General features: G+C 54.5%; 14 protein-coding genes. 9 read left to right on the forward strand and 5 right to left on the reverse strand.

Features of this window, described 5'->3' with window-relative positions; translation table 11 throughout:
• The first annotated feature begins 403 nt into the window (after positions 1–403).
• From Dpoa569_RS10785 to Dpoa569_RS10800, 4 genes are all read left to right on the forward strand, one after another.
• Complete coding sequence (locus Dpoa569_RS10785; protein ID WP_042870148.1) at positions 404–1267, forward strand: LysR family transcriptional regulator; 864 nt, start codon at positions 404–406, stop codon at positions 1265–1267.
• 114 nt (positions 1268–1381) lie between these two features.
• A complete protein-coding gene (locus Dpoa569_RS10790; protein ID WP_042870147.1) occupies positions 1382–2503 on the forward strand; it encodes an S-(hydroxymethyl)glutathione dehydrogenase/class III alcohol dehydrogenase in 1122 nt (373 codons plus the stop codon).
• A gap of 19 nt (positions 2504–2522) precedes the next feature.
• Positions 2523–3368, forward strand: coding sequence for an S-formylglutathione hydrolase (gene fghA / locus Dpoa569_RS10795; protein WP_042870146.1), 846 nt, complete (start codon positions 2523–2525; stop codon positions 3366–3368).
• 326 nt (positions 3369–3694) lie between these two features.
• On the forward strand, positions 3695–3907 hold the full coding sequence (locus Dpoa569_RS10800) for a KTSC domain-containing protein (RefSeq protein WP_042873877.1): 213 nt from the start codon (positions 3695–3697) through the stop codon (positions 3905–3907).
• A 70-nt stretch (positions 3908–3977) separates the two neighbouring features.
• Here Dpoa569_RS10800 and Dpoa569_RS10805 read toward each other — a convergent pair whose 3' ends face one another.
• Positions 3978–5066 carry an oxidoreductase gene (locus tag Dpoa569_RS10805; RefSeq protein WP_042870145.1) on the reverse strand — a complete coding sequence of 363 codons (1089 nt, stop codon included), beginning with the start codon at positions 5064–5066 and terminating at the stop codon, positions 3978–3980.
• 247 nt (positions 5067–5313) lie between these two features.
• Between Dpoa569_RS10805 and Dpoa569_RS10810 the strand changes: the two genes are divergently transcribed.
• From Dpoa569_RS10810 to Dpoa569_RS10820, 3 genes are all read left to right on the forward strand, one after another.
• A complete protein-coding gene (locus Dpoa569_RS10810) occupies positions 5314–6825 on the forward strand; it encodes a sugar ABC transporter ATP-binding protein (protein WP_042870143.1) in 1512 nt (503 codons plus the stop codon).
• Complete coding sequence (locus tag Dpoa569_RS10815; RefSeq protein WP_050569434.1) at positions 6822–7829, forward strand: ABC transporter permease; 1008 nt, start codon at positions 6822–6824, stop codon at positions 7827–7829. The genes Dpoa569_RS10810 and Dpoa569_RS10815 overlap by 4 nt, the downstream gene beginning before the upstream one ends.
• 193 nt (positions 7830–8022) lie before the next feature.
• A complete protein-coding gene (locus Dpoa569_RS10820) occupies positions 8023–9210 on the forward strand; it encodes a sugar transporter (RefSeq protein WP_042870141.1) in 1188 nt (395 codons plus the stop codon).
• Positions 9211–9302: 92 nt separating this feature from the next.
• Here the strand turns inward: Dpoa569_RS10820 and Dpoa569_RS10825 are convergent, their stop codons facing one another.
• A complete protein-coding gene (locus Dpoa569_RS10825) occupies positions 9303–10778 on the reverse strand; it encodes an amino acid permease (protein WP_042870139.1) in 1476 nt (491 codons plus the stop codon).
• A gap of 163 nt (positions 10779–10941) precedes the next feature.
• Positions 10942–11820: a DNA-binding transcriptional regulator YeiE gene (gene yieE / locus Dpoa569_RS10830; RefSeq protein ID WP_042870136.1), complete on the reverse strand. Its 879-nt coding sequence runs from the start codon at positions 11818–11820 to the stop codon at positions 10942–10944.
• 106 nt (positions 11821–11926) lie between these two features.
• On the opposite strand from yieE, the gene Dpoa569_RS10835 reads away from it, so the two are divergent.
• Together Dpoa569_RS10835 and nfo are read left to right on the forward strand one after the other, a co-directional pair.
• A complete protein-coding gene (locus tag Dpoa569_RS10835; protein WP_042873875.1) occupies positions 11927–13018 on the forward strand; it encodes a YeiH family protein in 1092 nt (363 codons plus the stop codon).
• A gap of 78 nt (positions 13019–13096) precedes the next feature.
• Positions 13097–13957, forward strand: a complete 861-nt coding sequence (nfo, locus tag Dpoa569_RS10840; RefSeq protein WP_042870134.1) for a deoxyribonuclease IV — start codon at positions 13097–13099, stop codon at positions 13955–13957.
• 65 nt (positions 13958–14022) lie between these two features.
• Here the strand turns inward: nfo and Dpoa569_RS10845 are convergent, their stop codons facing one another.
• Positions 14023–14733 carry a hypothetical protein gene (locus tag Dpoa569_RS10845; RefSeq protein ID WP_042870132.1) on the reverse strand — a complete coding sequence of 237 codons (711 nt, stop codon included), beginning with the start codon at positions 14731–14733 and terminating at the stop codon, positions 14023–14025.
• A 121-nt stretch (positions 14734–14854) separates the two neighbouring features.
• Positions 14855–16552: a PTS fructose transporter subunit IIBC gene (gene fruA / locus Dpoa569_RS10850; RefSeq protein ID WP_042870130.1), complete on the reverse strand. Its 1698-nt coding sequence runs from the start codon at positions 16550–16552 to the stop codon at positions 14855–14857.
• Between the last annotated feature and the right edge of the window lie 4 nt (positions 16553–16556).

Here is a 16556-nt window from a genome sequence, read left to right on the forward strand (position 1 = left end):
CGGGTAAATGATCAGTCAGTTATGACTGTCAATGTCATCCATACATATGTCATACAAAAAGAGTATAGGCTCCATGCCAAAACCCGAATCCCGACTTTATCGCTACTCAGCAATAAAAAAAAGCCATACTATTAAAATGTAGCTAATTAAAATGTCACAAAAAATAAAAAAACGGCGATACACACTCAGCGTTGATACCCCAAACCCGTTGAGTGACATAAATATGACAATCAATTACGTTATTGAAAATAAATAAATCTCTGAGAATTTATTCAGGTTAAGTGGGCTGGAGTTGCCGGACACCAACGAACTGACAAACAACCCGATTGCCAGTGTCAGACACAACCGTTACACTCAATATAAATAAACAAATTAAGTAAAGTTATTCACAAAAAGAGAATACATGGATCTGACCCAACTGCGTATGTTCTGTCTTGTGGCGGAAACCGGCTCACTGGTACGCGCCGCCGCCCAGCTTGGCCATGTCCCCTCCAACCTGACTACCCGGTTACGCCAGTTGGAGCAGGAACTAGGCACCGATCTATTTATCCGTGAGCGCCAACGGGTTCGCCTTTCACCGGCAGGCCATAATTTTTTGTGTTATGCCCAACGGATTCTGGCGTTGAGCGATGAAGCGCTGGCAATGGCGCAGACCAGTGAACCTGCCGGTCTGTTCGCGCTAGGTGCGGTAGAAAGCCTGCTGATCACCGAATTGCCTGAACTGCTGGCCCTATACCACCGCCGCTATCCGAAGGTTCAATTATCACTGCGCAGCGACACCTGCGGCGCGCTGCTGGACGCGGTTAACGCCGGCGAACTGGCAACGGCGCTGGTTACCGGCCCGGTGGCGCATGACGCCATCAATAGCTGTCAGGTTTTTTCACAACAGTTGGCGCTAATTACCGCGGCAGGCCTGCCACCGGTTTCCCAGGCGGCACAGGTGCGACATCTGCCGCTGCTGACTTTTGCCGCCGGCTGCGGCTACCGTCAGCGACTGGAGAGCTGGTTTCGCGGGCAAGGCATCACACCTGTCGCTATAGTCGACATGCCATCATATAGCGCTCTGCTGGCAGGCGTGGCAGGCGGCAACGGCGTGGCAATGGTCCCGAACAGCGTACTGAAGACGTTGCCAGCCGCACAGCAGGTCCAGCCCCACCAACTCTCAACTGATATTGCATCGGTGACGACCTGGCTTATCTGGCGGCGGGACGCGTTTGGCCCAAACGTCGAGGCGCTGAAGAAACTGATGATTGAACTCGGCACCTGATTGCATGTTCTGCCGGCATTCAACGTCAATGCCGCATTCTCGCTGGCTGCCTCTGGGTTATTCCCGCGGTTGCACTCATCTGAACTAGCACTACTCTAAATAAGGAGTTTCACCATGCAAATGATCAAAACCCGTGCCGCTGTCGCCTGGGGTCCCAATCAACCGTTATCGATTGAAGAAGTAGACCTGATGCCGCCGCAAAAAGGCGAAGTTCTGGTGCGCATCCTCGCCAGTGGTGTCTGCCATACCGATGCCTACACCTTATCCGGTAAAGATCCGGAAGGCGTTTTCCCGGTAATCCTCGGCCATGAAGGCGCCGGCATCGTAGAAGCCGTGGGAGAAGGCGTAACCAGCGTTGCTGTCGGCGATCACGTCATTCCGCTGTATACCCCGGAGTGCGGAGAGTGCAAATTCTGCCGTTCGGGTAAAACCAACCTGTGTCAGGCTATCCGCGCTACCCAGGGCAAGGGTCTGATGCCGGATGGTACCCATCGCTTCTTTAAAGACGGTAAACCAATTTTCCACTATATGGGTACGTCTACGTTTGCAGAGCGCACTGTTGTGGCGGAAATCTCTCTGGCGAAAATCAGCAAAGATGCCCCGCTGGAAGAAGTGTGTCTGCTGGGTTGCGGCGTCACCACCGGTATGGGGGCAGTGACCAATACCGCCAAGGTGAAAGCAGGCGACACTGTAGCGGTGTTTGGTCTGGGCGGTATTGGCCTGTCCGCGATTATCGGCGCGAAAATGGCTGGCGCAGGTCGCATCATCGGCATCGATATCAATACCAGCAAGTTTGAGCTGGCCCGGAAATTTGGCGCTACCGATCTCATTAATCCGAAAGATTATGCTAAGCCGATTCAGGAAGTGATCGTTGACATGACCGATGGCGGCGTGGATTTCTCTTTTGAATGTATCGGTAATGTCAACGTGATGCGTTCCGCGCTGGAGTGTTGTCACAAAGGCTGGGGCGAGTCGGTCATTATCGGCGTGGCAGGCGCAGGCGAAGAGATCGCCACCCGTCCGTTCCAACTGGTAACAGGGCGCGTATGGCGTGGTTCCGCCTTTGGCGGCGTTAAAGGCCGCAGCCAACTGCCAGGGATCGTGCAGCGTTATCTGGACGGTGAATTCCAGCTCAGCGACTTCATCACTCACACCATGCCGCTTGAGCAGATCAATCAGGCATTTGATCTGATGCACGAAGGCAAATCAATTCGTTCCGTGGTTCATTTCAATTGATGACAGGAATCTGCACACCATGACGACGTCATTGGAATTACTGGAAGAACACAGATTGTTCGGCGGCTGGCAACGACGCTATCGCCATGCCTCCACCGCACTGAATTGCGACATGACGTTCAGCGTGTTTTATCCTCCCCTCAACGGGGAGGAGCCTGCGCCGGTGTTGTACTGGTTGTCGGGCCTGACCTGCAATGATGAGAACTTTACCCTTAAATCCGGCGCGCAGCGGGTAGCGGCGGAACTGGGGCTGGCACTGGTGATGCCGGATACCAGTCCGCGCGGCGATGAAATTCCGGATGATGCGCAGTACGATCTGGGCAAAGGCGCAAGCTTTTATGTCAACGCTACCCAATCGCCCTGGGACCGTCACTTTCGCATGTTCGACTATATCAGCGACGAATTGCCCGCACTGGTGCGCCAACACATCAGCGCCAGTGATCGCCTTTGCATCAGTGGGCATTCAATGGGCGGACACGGCGCGCTGATGCTGGCACTACGCCACCCAGGCCGGTTTCGCTCGGTGTCTGCCTTCGCGCCTATCGTCAACCCGACGCAGGTGCCCTGGGGGCAGAAGGCGTTCAGTGCCTATCTGGGAGATGACCAACAACAATGGTTGCAGTATGACAGTTGCCACCTGCTCGCTCACAGTAACGCACCGCTGCCGACACTGATTGATCAGGGCGACGGCGACAACTTTCTGCATATCCAGCTTCAGCCAGACCAGCTAAAAACTGCCGCACGTGTCCGGGAATGGCCACTGACGCTACGTATTCAGCCGGGATACGACCACAGCTATTACTTCATCGCCAGTTTTATTGAAGATCATCTGCGTTTTCATTCAAAGCACTTGCATGAAAACTAAGCGAAGTTGTTTAATAATGTGATAAAACTGCACGACGGGATGGTTCAAAACGAGCTATCCCGAATTGTGGCGTGAGATGTTAACAGTGAAATCATCACCAAAATGGGAATCTCTCCTGCTGGACCACGACTAGCCGAAAGATAGATTTCTGTAACCGTAATATCATCTGCCGATGTGCAGGTTAGACAGAAAAATGGTGAGGTTTTTTTCGTTTTTTCGTTGTTTTACTAACGATTTTTTCGACCTTTGGGATCGATATTGACCAAAAAACACCCGGCGCGTAACATAATCGTTACATAGCCACTATGAACAGGGAGCAATTTGTTTTGCAACGCAAACGTGTATCTTCCACTGAGCTGTTTTCTGTCGGTTATGATTCGGAAAACAGCATACTAGAAATAGAATTACTGAACGGCAGCCTGTATCAGTACAAAAACGTGGCGCGGATGATTTATGAAGAGCTGATGGAGTCCAACGCCAAGGCGCGTTATTACGCACGTTACATCAGGAATTCCTTTCCCTACGACAAGTTGCAGTAACACCGCCCTACGCAGTCACACTACCCAACGTAGAAATAACGGGGCGGTTTAACAACGCCCCATTATTTTCTTACTCGCTCGCCAACTCTACTAACCGAAACGCCGCCAGCAGCGATTCTTCGTCCAATGTACCGGGTAAATAATGGATAGATTCCCCCGGCTGCAAGGTACGAGCGATTACCGCCTGCAATGCGGCTTCATCGGCAATATTCACATCCAGTTCCGCCAGCGACACCGGCAACCCGAACACCCGAAACGCCGCTTTCAACTGACTCAGCATCTCGGTTTGCCCCAACAGCGCACATTGCACCAGAATGCCGTATGCCACTTTGGTACCATGTAGAAAATGTGCTGTTTGTGGCAACACCGTCAAACCGTTGTGTACCGCATGTGCCGCAGCAACACGGGTATAGCGCTCGCCCAACCCACCCACCATGCCGCCGCCGGCAATAATCGCGTCGACGACATCCAGAAAATCCTGATTCAGCGTGCCGGTGTGCGCCGCCTTCAGTGCAGATTCACTTTGACGCAATAGCACGTCACGACTATCCTGCGCCGTTTGCAAACCCAGCCGCACGGTCAGTGGCAATCTCTCCGGCTGCGGGCTTAACACCATGGCTTCGTACCATTTTGCCAGCGTATCGCCAATGCCCGCCAACAGGTACTCTACCGGGGCAGCCAGCAGAATGCGCGGCTCCACCAACACCAGATGGTTCGCGTCATGGAAAATCTCGAACCGCAACGCCTGCCCGGCATCGTTGTACCAGACAGAAAGCGGCGTCCAGGCAGCACAGGTCGCAGCAATGGTCGGTATCGCCACCAGTGGCAGACCAAGACGACGTGCCACCACTTTCGCGGTATCCAATACCGCCCCCCCACCCACGCCAATCACCACGGTACGATCATCTCCGGCCACTGCCGCCAGTCGTGCAATTTCAGTTTCACTACAGTGGGCAGAAAAGCTGGCCGACCGGGCCGTCGGTGCGGCAAAGGCATCTGGCAAATAAGGGCGCGCCGCCGTCAGAGCACGTTCACCATGAATCCAGAACGCACGCGTCAGCACCTCGTCTGGATAAAACTCGCTCAGTTTTTCAATTGCCCCGGTGAAAGAAAAATAATTGGCCGGTCCCACCTGGACCCGGATATCAGTTGAACTCATTACGGATACATTCCTGTCTGAAGGATAATGATTGGTTTAGAACCCGGTATGGAAAAATCATATTAAAAAACATAGTTAGCGATAACTGACTCCAGTCTTAATAACGTTTTTGCTTAAGTTATGCTTTTTCATTTCGTTTCCAGTGCATTCGGAAACCCGTTCAGGCATTCCATTCTGTGATTAATATGCTATTTTTCAACATCGACTTCTTGTCATTGTCGCTGTTAAGAACACATTGTCGTCAATTATGTCCATAAACCTGCGTTCGCGTCTGGAAATGCGCTACATTTCCATCTCTTTTGCCGGCTTCCCGGCCCTCAGGCAGGTGAATTTCACGCTGGAAGGCGGTTCCATCCATGCATTGACCGGAGCCAACGGTGCGGGAAAATCCACACTGATGGCAATTCTTTCTGGTTCTTATGATCATTACAGTGGATATATCCTGCTCGATGGTGAAAAAGTCGCAATTCATTCGCCCCGCGATGCCAAACGCCATGGTATTCACCTGGTGCAGCAAGAAGTGGATGCTGCGCTGGTGCCTACGCTGTCGGTCGCGGAAAACATCATGCTGGATCAGTTAGCGGAAAGCGGCCATATCCTCAACTGGCCTGCGCTCTATCAACAGGCCCAGGCGCTGCTGGCACAGTTGGGCGTCAGCATCAATGTTCGCCAACGGCTGGCGCAGTGCACGCTAGCGGAAAAACAGCAAATCCTGCTGGCGCGTGCGCTTTCTCACCGCTGTCGATTCCTGATTCTTGACGAACCCACCGCCCCGCTTGACCAGGAGGAAAGTGCCCGGTTATTTGCGGTGGTTCGTCGCCTGCAACAGGACGGTATCGGCATCGTCTTCATTTCGCACCGCATCCACGAACTGAAAGCCATCTGCGATACGCTGACCGTACTGCGCGATGGCCAATTCGTCAGCAGCGGCCCCATGCAAGGACTCAGCGGCGGAGAAATTGTTGAGCGGATGCTGGGTCACCGGCTGGATGATATTTTTCCGCCGCGTCGCCCCCAACACGATGACAATATGCTGTTGCAGGTAGAAGGCCTGCACGACGATACGTTGCTGCACAATATTTCGCTGCGGCTACATAAAGGCGAAATTCTTGGCATCGCCGGTCTTGCCGGCGCGGGCAAGACCGAGCTGTGCAAAGCGCTATTTGGCGCTACCCGCAGCCGGGTTGATTCCGGGCGCTATCAGGGGCGGCCATGGCGACCGACTTCGCCAGCCGACGCGGTACAACAGGGCATCGCGCTAGTACCGGAAGAACGGCGTAAAGAAGGCATTTTTATTGACGAATCCGTCACCATGAATCTCAGCATCAGCGATAGCGACAGCTTTTCTCGTTACGGCGTTTTCGGGCATGGTCAAGCGCTGGCCTGGGCGCACTCCCTGATACGGCGCCTGACTATCCGCACGAGTGGGCCGCAGCAGCAGCTACGGCGACTGTCTGGCGGCAATCAGCAAAAAGTGGCAATCGGCAAATGGCTGCGTAGCGACACGCAAGTATTGATTTTGGATGAACCCACCAAAGGTGTGGACATTAAAGCCAGACAAGATCTATTCGCCTTGATTGATTCACTGGCGCGTCAGGGTAAAGGCGTGATTTACGCCTCCGGCGAGTTCTCCGAACTAGTGGGACTGTGCGACCGCATCTGCGTACTGTGGGACGGACGCATCGTCGCCGAGCTGAATGGTGCCGATGCCGACGAAGAGACGTTGTTACTTTATTCAACCGGAGGAACTCCCGCGTGAGTCAGCCAATTGCATCCAACAGCGCCCCCCATGGGGCGATCCCCTTTCATCATCGCCTGTTTGACCTGTTTTATAAGTGGGGAATGCTGATTACCGTCGTCGCGCTCATCGCCTTGTTCGGTATAGCGTCGGACAACTTTCTGGAACCGAACAACATCATCAACATTCTGCGTTCCATCGCCATCGTCACGGTGATCGCCATAGCGGTTTCCATCTCGCTGTCGGTAGGCGGGTTCGACCTGTCGGTAGGCTCAACCGCCTCGCTGGCTAACGCACTGGTGATTTCACTGTTCGTCTGGCACGGCCTAGGCACCACCAGCGCTATTGTTGTGACGCTGGCGCTGTGCCTGCTGGTCGGGCTATTTAACGCCTTTCTGATCGTGGTACTGCGTATTCCTGACATGCTGGCAACACTGGCCAGCCTGTTTGTGATTCAGGGCGTCGCCATGACTTACAGCTACGGCGGCTCCATCACCCAGAACATGTTGCTGCCGAACGGCGACATAGCGGAAGGCGTGATTCCCGATGTGTTCGCCTCGCTGGGACAGGTGCCGGTGATTGTGGTGATCATGCTGGTGGTCACGGTACTGGTGCAGCTTTATATGTCACTCACCAAGCACGGTCGGCGCATGTACGCGATTGGCGGCAATCAGGAAGCGGCAAGACTGGCCGGTATCCGTACCGCACGTTACCGCGTGCTGGCCTATTTGCTTTCGGCGCTGCTGGCGGCGCTGGGCGGCATCCTGCTGGCATCCCGCATCGGCTCTTCGCAGGTCAATGCCGGCAGTGGATACCTGATGGACGCGGTGGCTGCCGCCTATATTGGCTTTTCACTGGCTGGTTCAGGCAAGCCCAATGCGCTGGGAACATTGGTCGGCGCGGTCATTCTCGGCGTGCTGCAAAACGGGTTGGTGATGCTGTCCGTGCCTTACTACGCCATGGATATCATCAAAGGCTCGGTGCTGGCGCTGGCGCTGGCTATGACTTACTTCCAGAAACGCTAACCGTCCTAACCCGTCGGTATCTACCGGCGGGTGCTTCCATCGGCTTCCTGTCCACTACGACATGAAAGCATCGACGATAAAAACTTCGGACATAAAAAAACCTCGCTCACAAGTGTGATCTACATCGCATTGTCATTATCTATTGACTACAATAAGTTGTTCAAAATTTGTTATACCCGACTGGAATCTGATCATGAAATCCGCTTCCCCCTCACGTTCCACCGCCTGGTTACGCGTAGTTACGCTGGCTGTAGCCGCGTTTATTTTCAATACCACGGAGTTTATTCCGGTAGGACTGCTGAGCGACATTGCCAACAGCTTTGCGATGAAAACCGAAGATGTTGGCCTGATGATTACGATTTATGCCTGGATAGTAGCAGTGGCTTCGCTTATCTGCATGTTGCTGACCAATGGGATTGAGCGCCGAAAGTTGCTGATTGGGTTGTTCAGCCTGTTTGTCATCAGCCATATACTCTCTGCCGCCGCCTGGAACTTTACCGTACTGGTCATTTCCCGTGCCGGAGTAGCACTGGCACACTCGGTATTCTGGTCGATTACCGCCTCGCTGGCGATTCGTATGGCACCGCCCGGCAAACGTGCGCAGGCACTGGGATTAATCGCCACCGGATCATCACTGGCGATGGTGCTGGGGTTGCCGCTGGGGCGGATCATTGGTCAGTACCTTGGCTGGCGCGTGACCTTCATGACCATCGCTGCCGGCGCCACACTGGCCATGATCCTGCTGGCGCGCCTGTTGCCCTTGTTGCCAAGCGAACACGCTGGGTCACTGTCCAGCGTGCCGAAATTGTTCCGTCGTCCGGCGTTGGTCGGCATCTACCTGCTGACCGTGGTAGTGGTGACAGCGCATTTCACCGCCTACAGCTATATTGAACCCTTTATCCAGACGGTGGCCAGACTGCCAGAAAATTTCACTACCCTGATTCTGCTGTTGTTCGGTTGTGCCGGTATTGTGGGCAGCATGGTTTACAGCCGCTACAGCGAGCGCTTCCCCCTCGCGTTTCTGGTCACCGCCATGTTGCTGTTGCTGAGCTGTCTGATACTGTTGATGCCGCTGTCCAGCTATCCGTTCGGCCTGACACTGCTGTGTCTGGTGTGGGGGCTGGCGATGATGGCGATTGGGCTGGCGATGCAGGCCAAAGTGTTGTCGCTGGCGCCCGATGCCAGCGATGTCGCGATGTCGATTTTCTCCGGATTGTTCAATCTCGGCATCGGCGGCGGCGCACTACTGGGCAATCAGGTTAGCTTGCATTTAGGGATGGATAAAATCGGTTATGTCGGCGCACCGCTGGTACTGGCAGCGCTGCTCACCATGCTGCTCACCATCTACCGCAACGTACGACTGGTGCACTCACGTATTTGAATTGCCTCTCTTTGGCTTAATACGCGCTGATAAAAACACCCCATAAAAAAAGCCAGCCGGTAACCCGACTGGCTTTTTTGTTTACGAAACGGTTACTGGTGATGTTCCGGGAAAGTCATCTCGCTGTATTTTACCATGCGCGAGCCTTTCACCAGCCGGTAGCCCAGCCAGATAGCCAGAAACAGCGGAATGCCAACGTAAGTTGCCGTCACCGCATACCAGTCAATTTTATCCGCCAAAAACGCCTGATAGTTCTGACCCAGCGTAATAATCAGACACAGCACAAAAGCAAAGATCGGTCCCAGCGGGAAGAAACCGGAACGGTACGGCAAGGCGTTCAGGTCATGCCCCTGTATGACGTAACCACGGCGGAAACGGTAGTGGCTGATAGCGATCCCCAACCAGGCGATAAACCCGGTCATTCCGGAAGTATTCAGCAGCCACATATACACCGTCTGGTTGCCGAACATTGATGACAGAAAGCACAGACCCGCTACTACCGTGGTGGCATACAACGCGTTACGCGGCACCCCACCTTTAGACAAGGTGCCAAAACAGGCTGGTGCCTTGCCTTCCTGCGCCAGCGTAAACAACATACGGGTAGACGCGTACATACCGGAATTGCCCGCTGACAGCACAGCAGTCAGGATGACCGCATTCATCACCGCTGCCGCCGACAACAAACCGGCGTTTTCGAACACCAGCGTAAACGGACTAACGCTGATGTCTTTCACATCATTACGCAGCAGATTCGGGTCGGTATAAGGGACTAACAGACTGATGATAAGAATGGCAAAGATATAAAACAGCAAAATACGCCAAAATACCTGACGCACCGCACGTGGAATGTTGGTCTGCGGGTCTTTTGATTCCCCTGCCGCCACACCAATCAGTTCGGTGCCCTGAAACGAGAAGCCGACAATCATCGCCACACCGATCATAGCGGAGAAACCACCAGCGAACGGGGCATCGCCAATCTGCCAGTTATGCCAGCCCGCATGTTCGCCGCCGCGCAGAATACCGATAATCATCAGCACCCCAACGGCAATAAACAGAATTACGGTGGTCACCTTAATCAACGAAAACCAGTACTCCGCTTCGCCAAACCCTTTAACCGAAATGTAGTTCAGCAAAAACATCAGCGACAGAAACAGCGCACTCCATACCCAGCCGGGTACGGATGGGAACCAGTATCCCATTACCAGTTGCGCCGCCACCAGATCAACCGCAATAGTCACCGCCCAGTTGTACCAGTAGTTCCAGCCCAACGCGAAGCCAAACCCTTCTTCCACATAGCGCGCACCATAAGTGGAAAACGAGCCGGATACCGGCATGAATGCCGCCAGCTCACCAAGGCTGGTCATCAGAAAATAGACCATCAGGCCAATCAGCGCATACGACAGCAGTGCGCCGCCTGGCCCTGCCTGCGACACCGTCGCGCCAGAGGCGACAAACAACCCGGTGCCGATCGAACCGCCAATGGCGATCATCGTCAAATGCCGCGCTTTCAACTCACGGCGCAGTGTGGTTCCCCGCTGTTCGGCGAGGTCAGTGTTGTGTTGAACCATTACAATCCATGCCCTTGAAAATTTGAGGGCGGATTGTAGGCAATCCGCTACCTGCTGAATAGCGTACAGCGCGGATTATAAGAGACCTTCATAACTCACACTGAATCATAAGAAATTCCTCTGAGAGGAGACCACGCGCGTTGCACTGATGTTGCCGGCTTGTTTAGATGAGTCCATCACTCTGGCAATACCCCAGAAAACATTGCAGTACGCCGGATAAATGTTTCTGACGATGATGTACCAGATACAGCGTACGGCTCAGTTGCGGCAAAGGAACCGGCAACTCCACCAATACGCCGGTGGCGAGCTGTTCGGCAATGACGTGCCGTGACAGACAACTGATACCGATGCCATGCCGCACCGCGTGCTTAATCGCCTCCGAGTTGCCCAGTTCCATCACCAGCCGGAAATGCGGTAAACGAGCCAGCAACAGATGATCCAATACTTCACGCGTACCGGAGCCATGTTCACGCAAAATCCAGGGCGCATCCGCCAGCATTGGCAACGTAAAATCATGGTCAATCAGCGGATTACCCGGCGCGCAAAACACCACCAGTTCATCTTCCCGCCACGGCTGAGTAATCAGATCGGGATGGTGGCACGGGCCTTCAATCAGCCCCAAATCAACCCGAAATTCGGAAACGGCATTCACCACATCCTGCGTATTGCCCACATACAGTTCCAGTGGAATAGACGGGAAATCCTGACGGTAGCGGGCAATCATCTCTGGCATCAGGTAATTACCAATAGTGCTGCTGGCATAAATACGCAGCGCACCGTTATCACGCCGGAATAACTGCTCGATTTCTACCGATTGCTCCAGCAAGGCCAGCGCCTTGGGATACAACAGACGTCCATGTTCATTGACCACCAGTCGTTTACCGACGCGGTCAAACAGCTGTACCCCTAATTGGCTTTCAAGATCGGCCAATGCGGCGCTGACGGCCGATTGTGACAACGACAGCACCACCGATGCCTGAGTCGTTGAACCGCTTTTCAGCACTTCGGTAAACACTTCCAGTTGACGTAACGTAATATGCATAGGGGCTCTTATCGTAAATATCTATAGGTTATAAATATATAATCAATTTCTATTTTAAGCGTACTGATCATAGGCTGTGCCCTCAACCTCACGATTCAAATCAGGTCTGGCTATGTTTTTATTTTTTCCCAGGGTGCAACGGCTTTTCTCTTTATCCGGCTTATTCAACGCAGGCTACCTGCTGACCGGCATTATCCTGACCGGCCTGCTGACTCAGGGCGCGTTACGGCTATCCGCTATGCCAATGATCGCAGGATTGGGGCTAGGCTCCCTGACGCTGGCGATACTGGTGGGCATGGTGCTGGGTAATACCGTTTATTCACACCTGCAACCCTGGTGTGATGCCGGTGTTCAATGGTCCCGGCATTACCTGCTGCGCGGGGGCATTATCCTGTACGGCTTCAAACTTAGCTTTCAGCAACTCACCGCCGTCGGGGCTGCCGGTCTGGTGATAGACCTGCTGACACTCACCTCCACCCTGCTGCTCGCCTATTGGCTGGGACGGCGCTGGTTCCAACTGGACGGACATACCGCTTTGCTGATTGGCGCAGGCAGCAGTATTTGCGGCGCGGCAGCAGTACTGGCCACCGCCCCGGTACTGAAAAGTACCGCCGATAACGTCGCGGTCGCGGTATCCACCGTCGTCCTGTTTGGTACCACCGCCATGTTTCTTTACCCATGGATGTACCAACATTTTATCCAGTATAGCGGCTGGTTATTTACCCCGCAGACTTTCGGCGTCTATCTTGGATCAACCGTGCATGAAGTAGCGCAGGTAGTCGCCGCTGGTCATGCCATCAGCCCGGTCGCCGAAAATACTGCGGTCATCGGTAAGATGCTGCGAGTCATGATGCTGGCACCGTTCTTATTCCTGCTCGGCCTGTGGCTGAAGCAGCGTCAGCCGGCGCATCAGTCCGTCACTTCTGCCAGCGCGGGTTACCCGTGGTTTGCGCTGGGCTTTGTCATGGTGTGTGGGATCAACTCGCTGGACTGGTTACCGGCAGGTTGGGGCGCCATGCTGACACAACTCGACAACGTGCTGTTGACCATGGCGATGGTAGCACTGGGGCTGGCGACACGGCTGAACACGCTACGACAGGCAGGAATCAAGCCATTGCTGCTGGCGGCGATGCTGTTTATCTGGCTGGTAGCAGGCGGCGCGGCGATTAATCTGGGAGTACAGCATCTTTTCGCCTGATTTTCGCCTGAAAGAAACAAGGCTACAGTTGGCTATGCGGTAATGTCATAATGCGCAGGCATGAAAAAGGAGAAAAGCATGAAGTATGTCGGAGCCCACGTCAGTGCCTCAGGCGGCGTGGATCAGGCGGCAGCCCGCGCCCATGATATTGGCGCCACGGCATTTGCGTTGTTTACCAAAAATCAGCGTCAGTGGCAGGCCCCGCCGTTAGCGGCGGATATCATTGATCGTTTTCAGGCCGCCTGTGCGCAATATCAATTCACACCGGCGCAGATACTGCCGCACGATAGTTACCTGATCAATCTGGGGCATCCGGACGATGATGCCTTACAAAAATCCCAGACGGCATTTATCGATGAGATGTCGCGTTGCCAGCAACTGGGGCTGACGTTGCTGAATTTCCACCCCGGCAGTCATTTGCGCCAGATAGACGAAAGCACCTGCCTGAGCCGCATCGCCCAGTCTATCAATCTGGCGCTGGATGCAACCAGCGGCGTGACCGCGGTGATCGAAAATACAGCTGGTCAGGGCAGCAATCTGGGGTTTCGCTTTGAACATCTGGCGGAAATCATCAGTCAGGTAGAAGACAAAAGCCGGGTCGGCGTCTGCATCGATACCTGCCATGCATTCGCCGGCGGCTATGATCTACGCACTGACGCCGACTGCGAACACACCTTTGCTGAACTGGAACGCATCGTCGGTTTTCGCTATTTGCGCGGTATGCACCTGAATGACGCTAAAAGCGAGTTCAACAGTCGGGTAGACCGTCATCACAGTTTGGGCGAGGGTAACATCGGCAAAACCGTGTTCAGCTATATCATGCGCGACCCACGCTTTGACGGCATTCCGCTGATTCTGGAAACCATCAACCCGGATATCTGGGCGCAGGAAATCGCCTGGCTGAAGTCACAGCAGCCGTTGCCTGCCAGCGGTGCCTGAATCCACGTTGCGGTCAGCGTCTGGCCGCCTATTCATCCACAACGACCTATTCACCTCATCCGCAACTACGCAACCTCTTCGCGTCGTAATTGCGCCGCCCGCTGAAATATCTTGTCTGATACCGTGCGTGGCTTGTGGCCTTGTCCGCTGGGCTGAACCACACACTGAAAGGCATCGCGCAGTGGCATCGGCTTGCCATGCGTATCGCGCCCAATCGCGTATTTATCGTGGAAGGGAGAAATCGCCAGCGCCAGATTCTCAACGATAGTCTCTCTCTCTGCGAAGGCGCTCTTTTTTAGCGACAGCATCTGATTGATGATCGCGCAGTCGAGCAAGGTCCCCGTCAGCCATTCGGTTTCTGAGGCATATCCGGCACACCACCGCAAGTGATTACCGCTGGTGAAGGTTTCCATTAGATCAGTATGGGCACCCACAAAACAGGCGCCAAGTAGCAGACCGGTAATATTGAAATGATGGGATAATTCCCCTACCGGCAACAGCACATCACGAATATGCGTTCCGCCTAGTTTTTTCCCCTGACCGTGCGCAGCGACATAAATAATGATGTTTTTGAACGGGATTTTGCACAAACAATGTAATGCGGTGCGAAAACTCTTCTTATCGTAGAAATTCGCGTAATACACCTCGGTATCACCGGCAGCTTTGGCAATGCCTTCCATGAACGGCACCACGGATGAACGATTGGCATCGTGCTCGTCCAGCTCCCAGGGTGACTCCAGCACCAAAATTCCACGACTGGCATTATGACGCGGCATAAGGTTCTCCTTCTGTTCCCCTATAGCAATGCAAAATCATACCGCGATTAGCCGGTGCAGCGGAAAAAACGTAAAAAAAAGCCGGTCACAGGACCGGCGTTTCAGACTGCTGACAGCCCTATCAGGCTTTAACCAGCTGCTCTTCCGGACGCTTCAGCACAGCGTACAGCACACCAGCCACTACCGTACCCGCCACGATGGAGAGCAGGTAACCCAACACCGGCGTAATCGCACCCGGAATCAGCAGCACGAACAGGCCGCCGTGCGGCGCCATCAGCTTCGCGCCAATCGCCATGGAGATTGCACCGGTCAGCGCGCCCCCCAGGATACAGCACGGCAGCACACGCATCGGGTCACGGGCAGCGTAAGGAATGGCCCCTTCGGAGATGAAGCACAGCCCCAGCACTACCGCAGCCTTGCCGCCTTCGCGCTCGCTGGCAGTGAATTTCTTAGCGGCAATAAAGGTCGCCAGACCCATCGCCAGCGGCGGCACCATACCGGAAGCCATTACGGCGGCCATTGGCGCATACACCTGGCTACTCAGCAGCGTGGTACCGAACACATAGGCCACTTTGTTTACCGGCCCCCCCATATCGGTACACATCATGCCGCCCAGAATAGCGCCCAAAATGACCGCATTAGCCGTACCCATGGACTGCAACCAGCCCGTCAGACCAGTCAGAATTTTCGCAACCGGCGTACCGACGACATAAATCATGATGAGACCGGTAATCAGCGTAGCGAATAGCGGGATAATCAAGATCGGTTTTAACGCCGACATGCTCTGCGGTAATGTCACGTGGTTGCTGATAGCGCGTGCCAGATACCCTGCCAGGAACCCGGCGATGATACCGCCAAGGAAACCCGCACCGGTGCTGACAGCCAGCATCCCACCGACTAAGCCCGGCGTCAGGCCCGGACGGTCAGCAATCGAGAATGCGATATAACCGGCCAGTACCGGCACCATCAGGGCAAACGCCGAACCGCCGCCGATCTTCATCAGCGCCGCCGCCAGCGTTCCTTCTTCCTTGAACGCGGTAATCCCGAACACGAAGGACAGGGCAATACACAAACCACCCGCCACCACCATCGGTAGCATATACGACACACCAGTCAGCAGGTGACGATACGGACCTGCGCCGCCTTTTTTGGCGGACTCGCCGCCAGCCGACGCACCGCTCTGAGCGGATGGCTGGAACACCACCGCTTCAGACAACGCTTTATCAAACTCTTGCGCCGTCTTCTTCAGTGCCAGACCGGTAGACGTACGATACATTTTTTTACCAGCGAACTTGCTAAGGTCAACTTCGATATCCGCCGCCACGATCACCAGATCCGCCTGCTCAACTTCTTCCGGGCTTATCGGGTTTCCAGCACCTACGGAACCGCGGGTTTCCACTTTCACCCACCAGCCACGTTTTTTCGCTTCACTTTCAATTGCTTCAGCCGCCATAAAGGTGTGAGCCACCCCGGTTGGACAGGCCGTCACCGCCACAATGCGTTTGGCAGCAGTCGGAGCCGCTGCGCTTGCAGTTGCGGTAGCAGCAGGCGCCTGATACGGCTGCGCTTGCGCCTTCGCTTGTTCCAGGAACTGAGCGGGCTGACTCAATGCCAGCTCCACATCTCCGGCAAACACTTTCTTGCCATTCAGACCGCTGTCTGCCTGTACGGGAGAGCCCAGCACAATGGCCAGTTCCGCATCGGCAAGTTGCTCGGTGAGGGTAAGCCCTGCGTTAGCGGCGGCCGCACCGAGCAAATTTTTCACCAGACGGCTTTTCGCCAGTCCCAGTGATTTATCAAGTATCAGCAGCGTTTTCATTGTT

The organism is Dickeya poaceiphila (assembly GCF_007858975.2).
GTDB lineage: Bacteria > Pseudomonadota > Gammaproteobacteria > Enterobacterales > Enterobacteriaceae > Dickeya > Dickeya poaceiphila.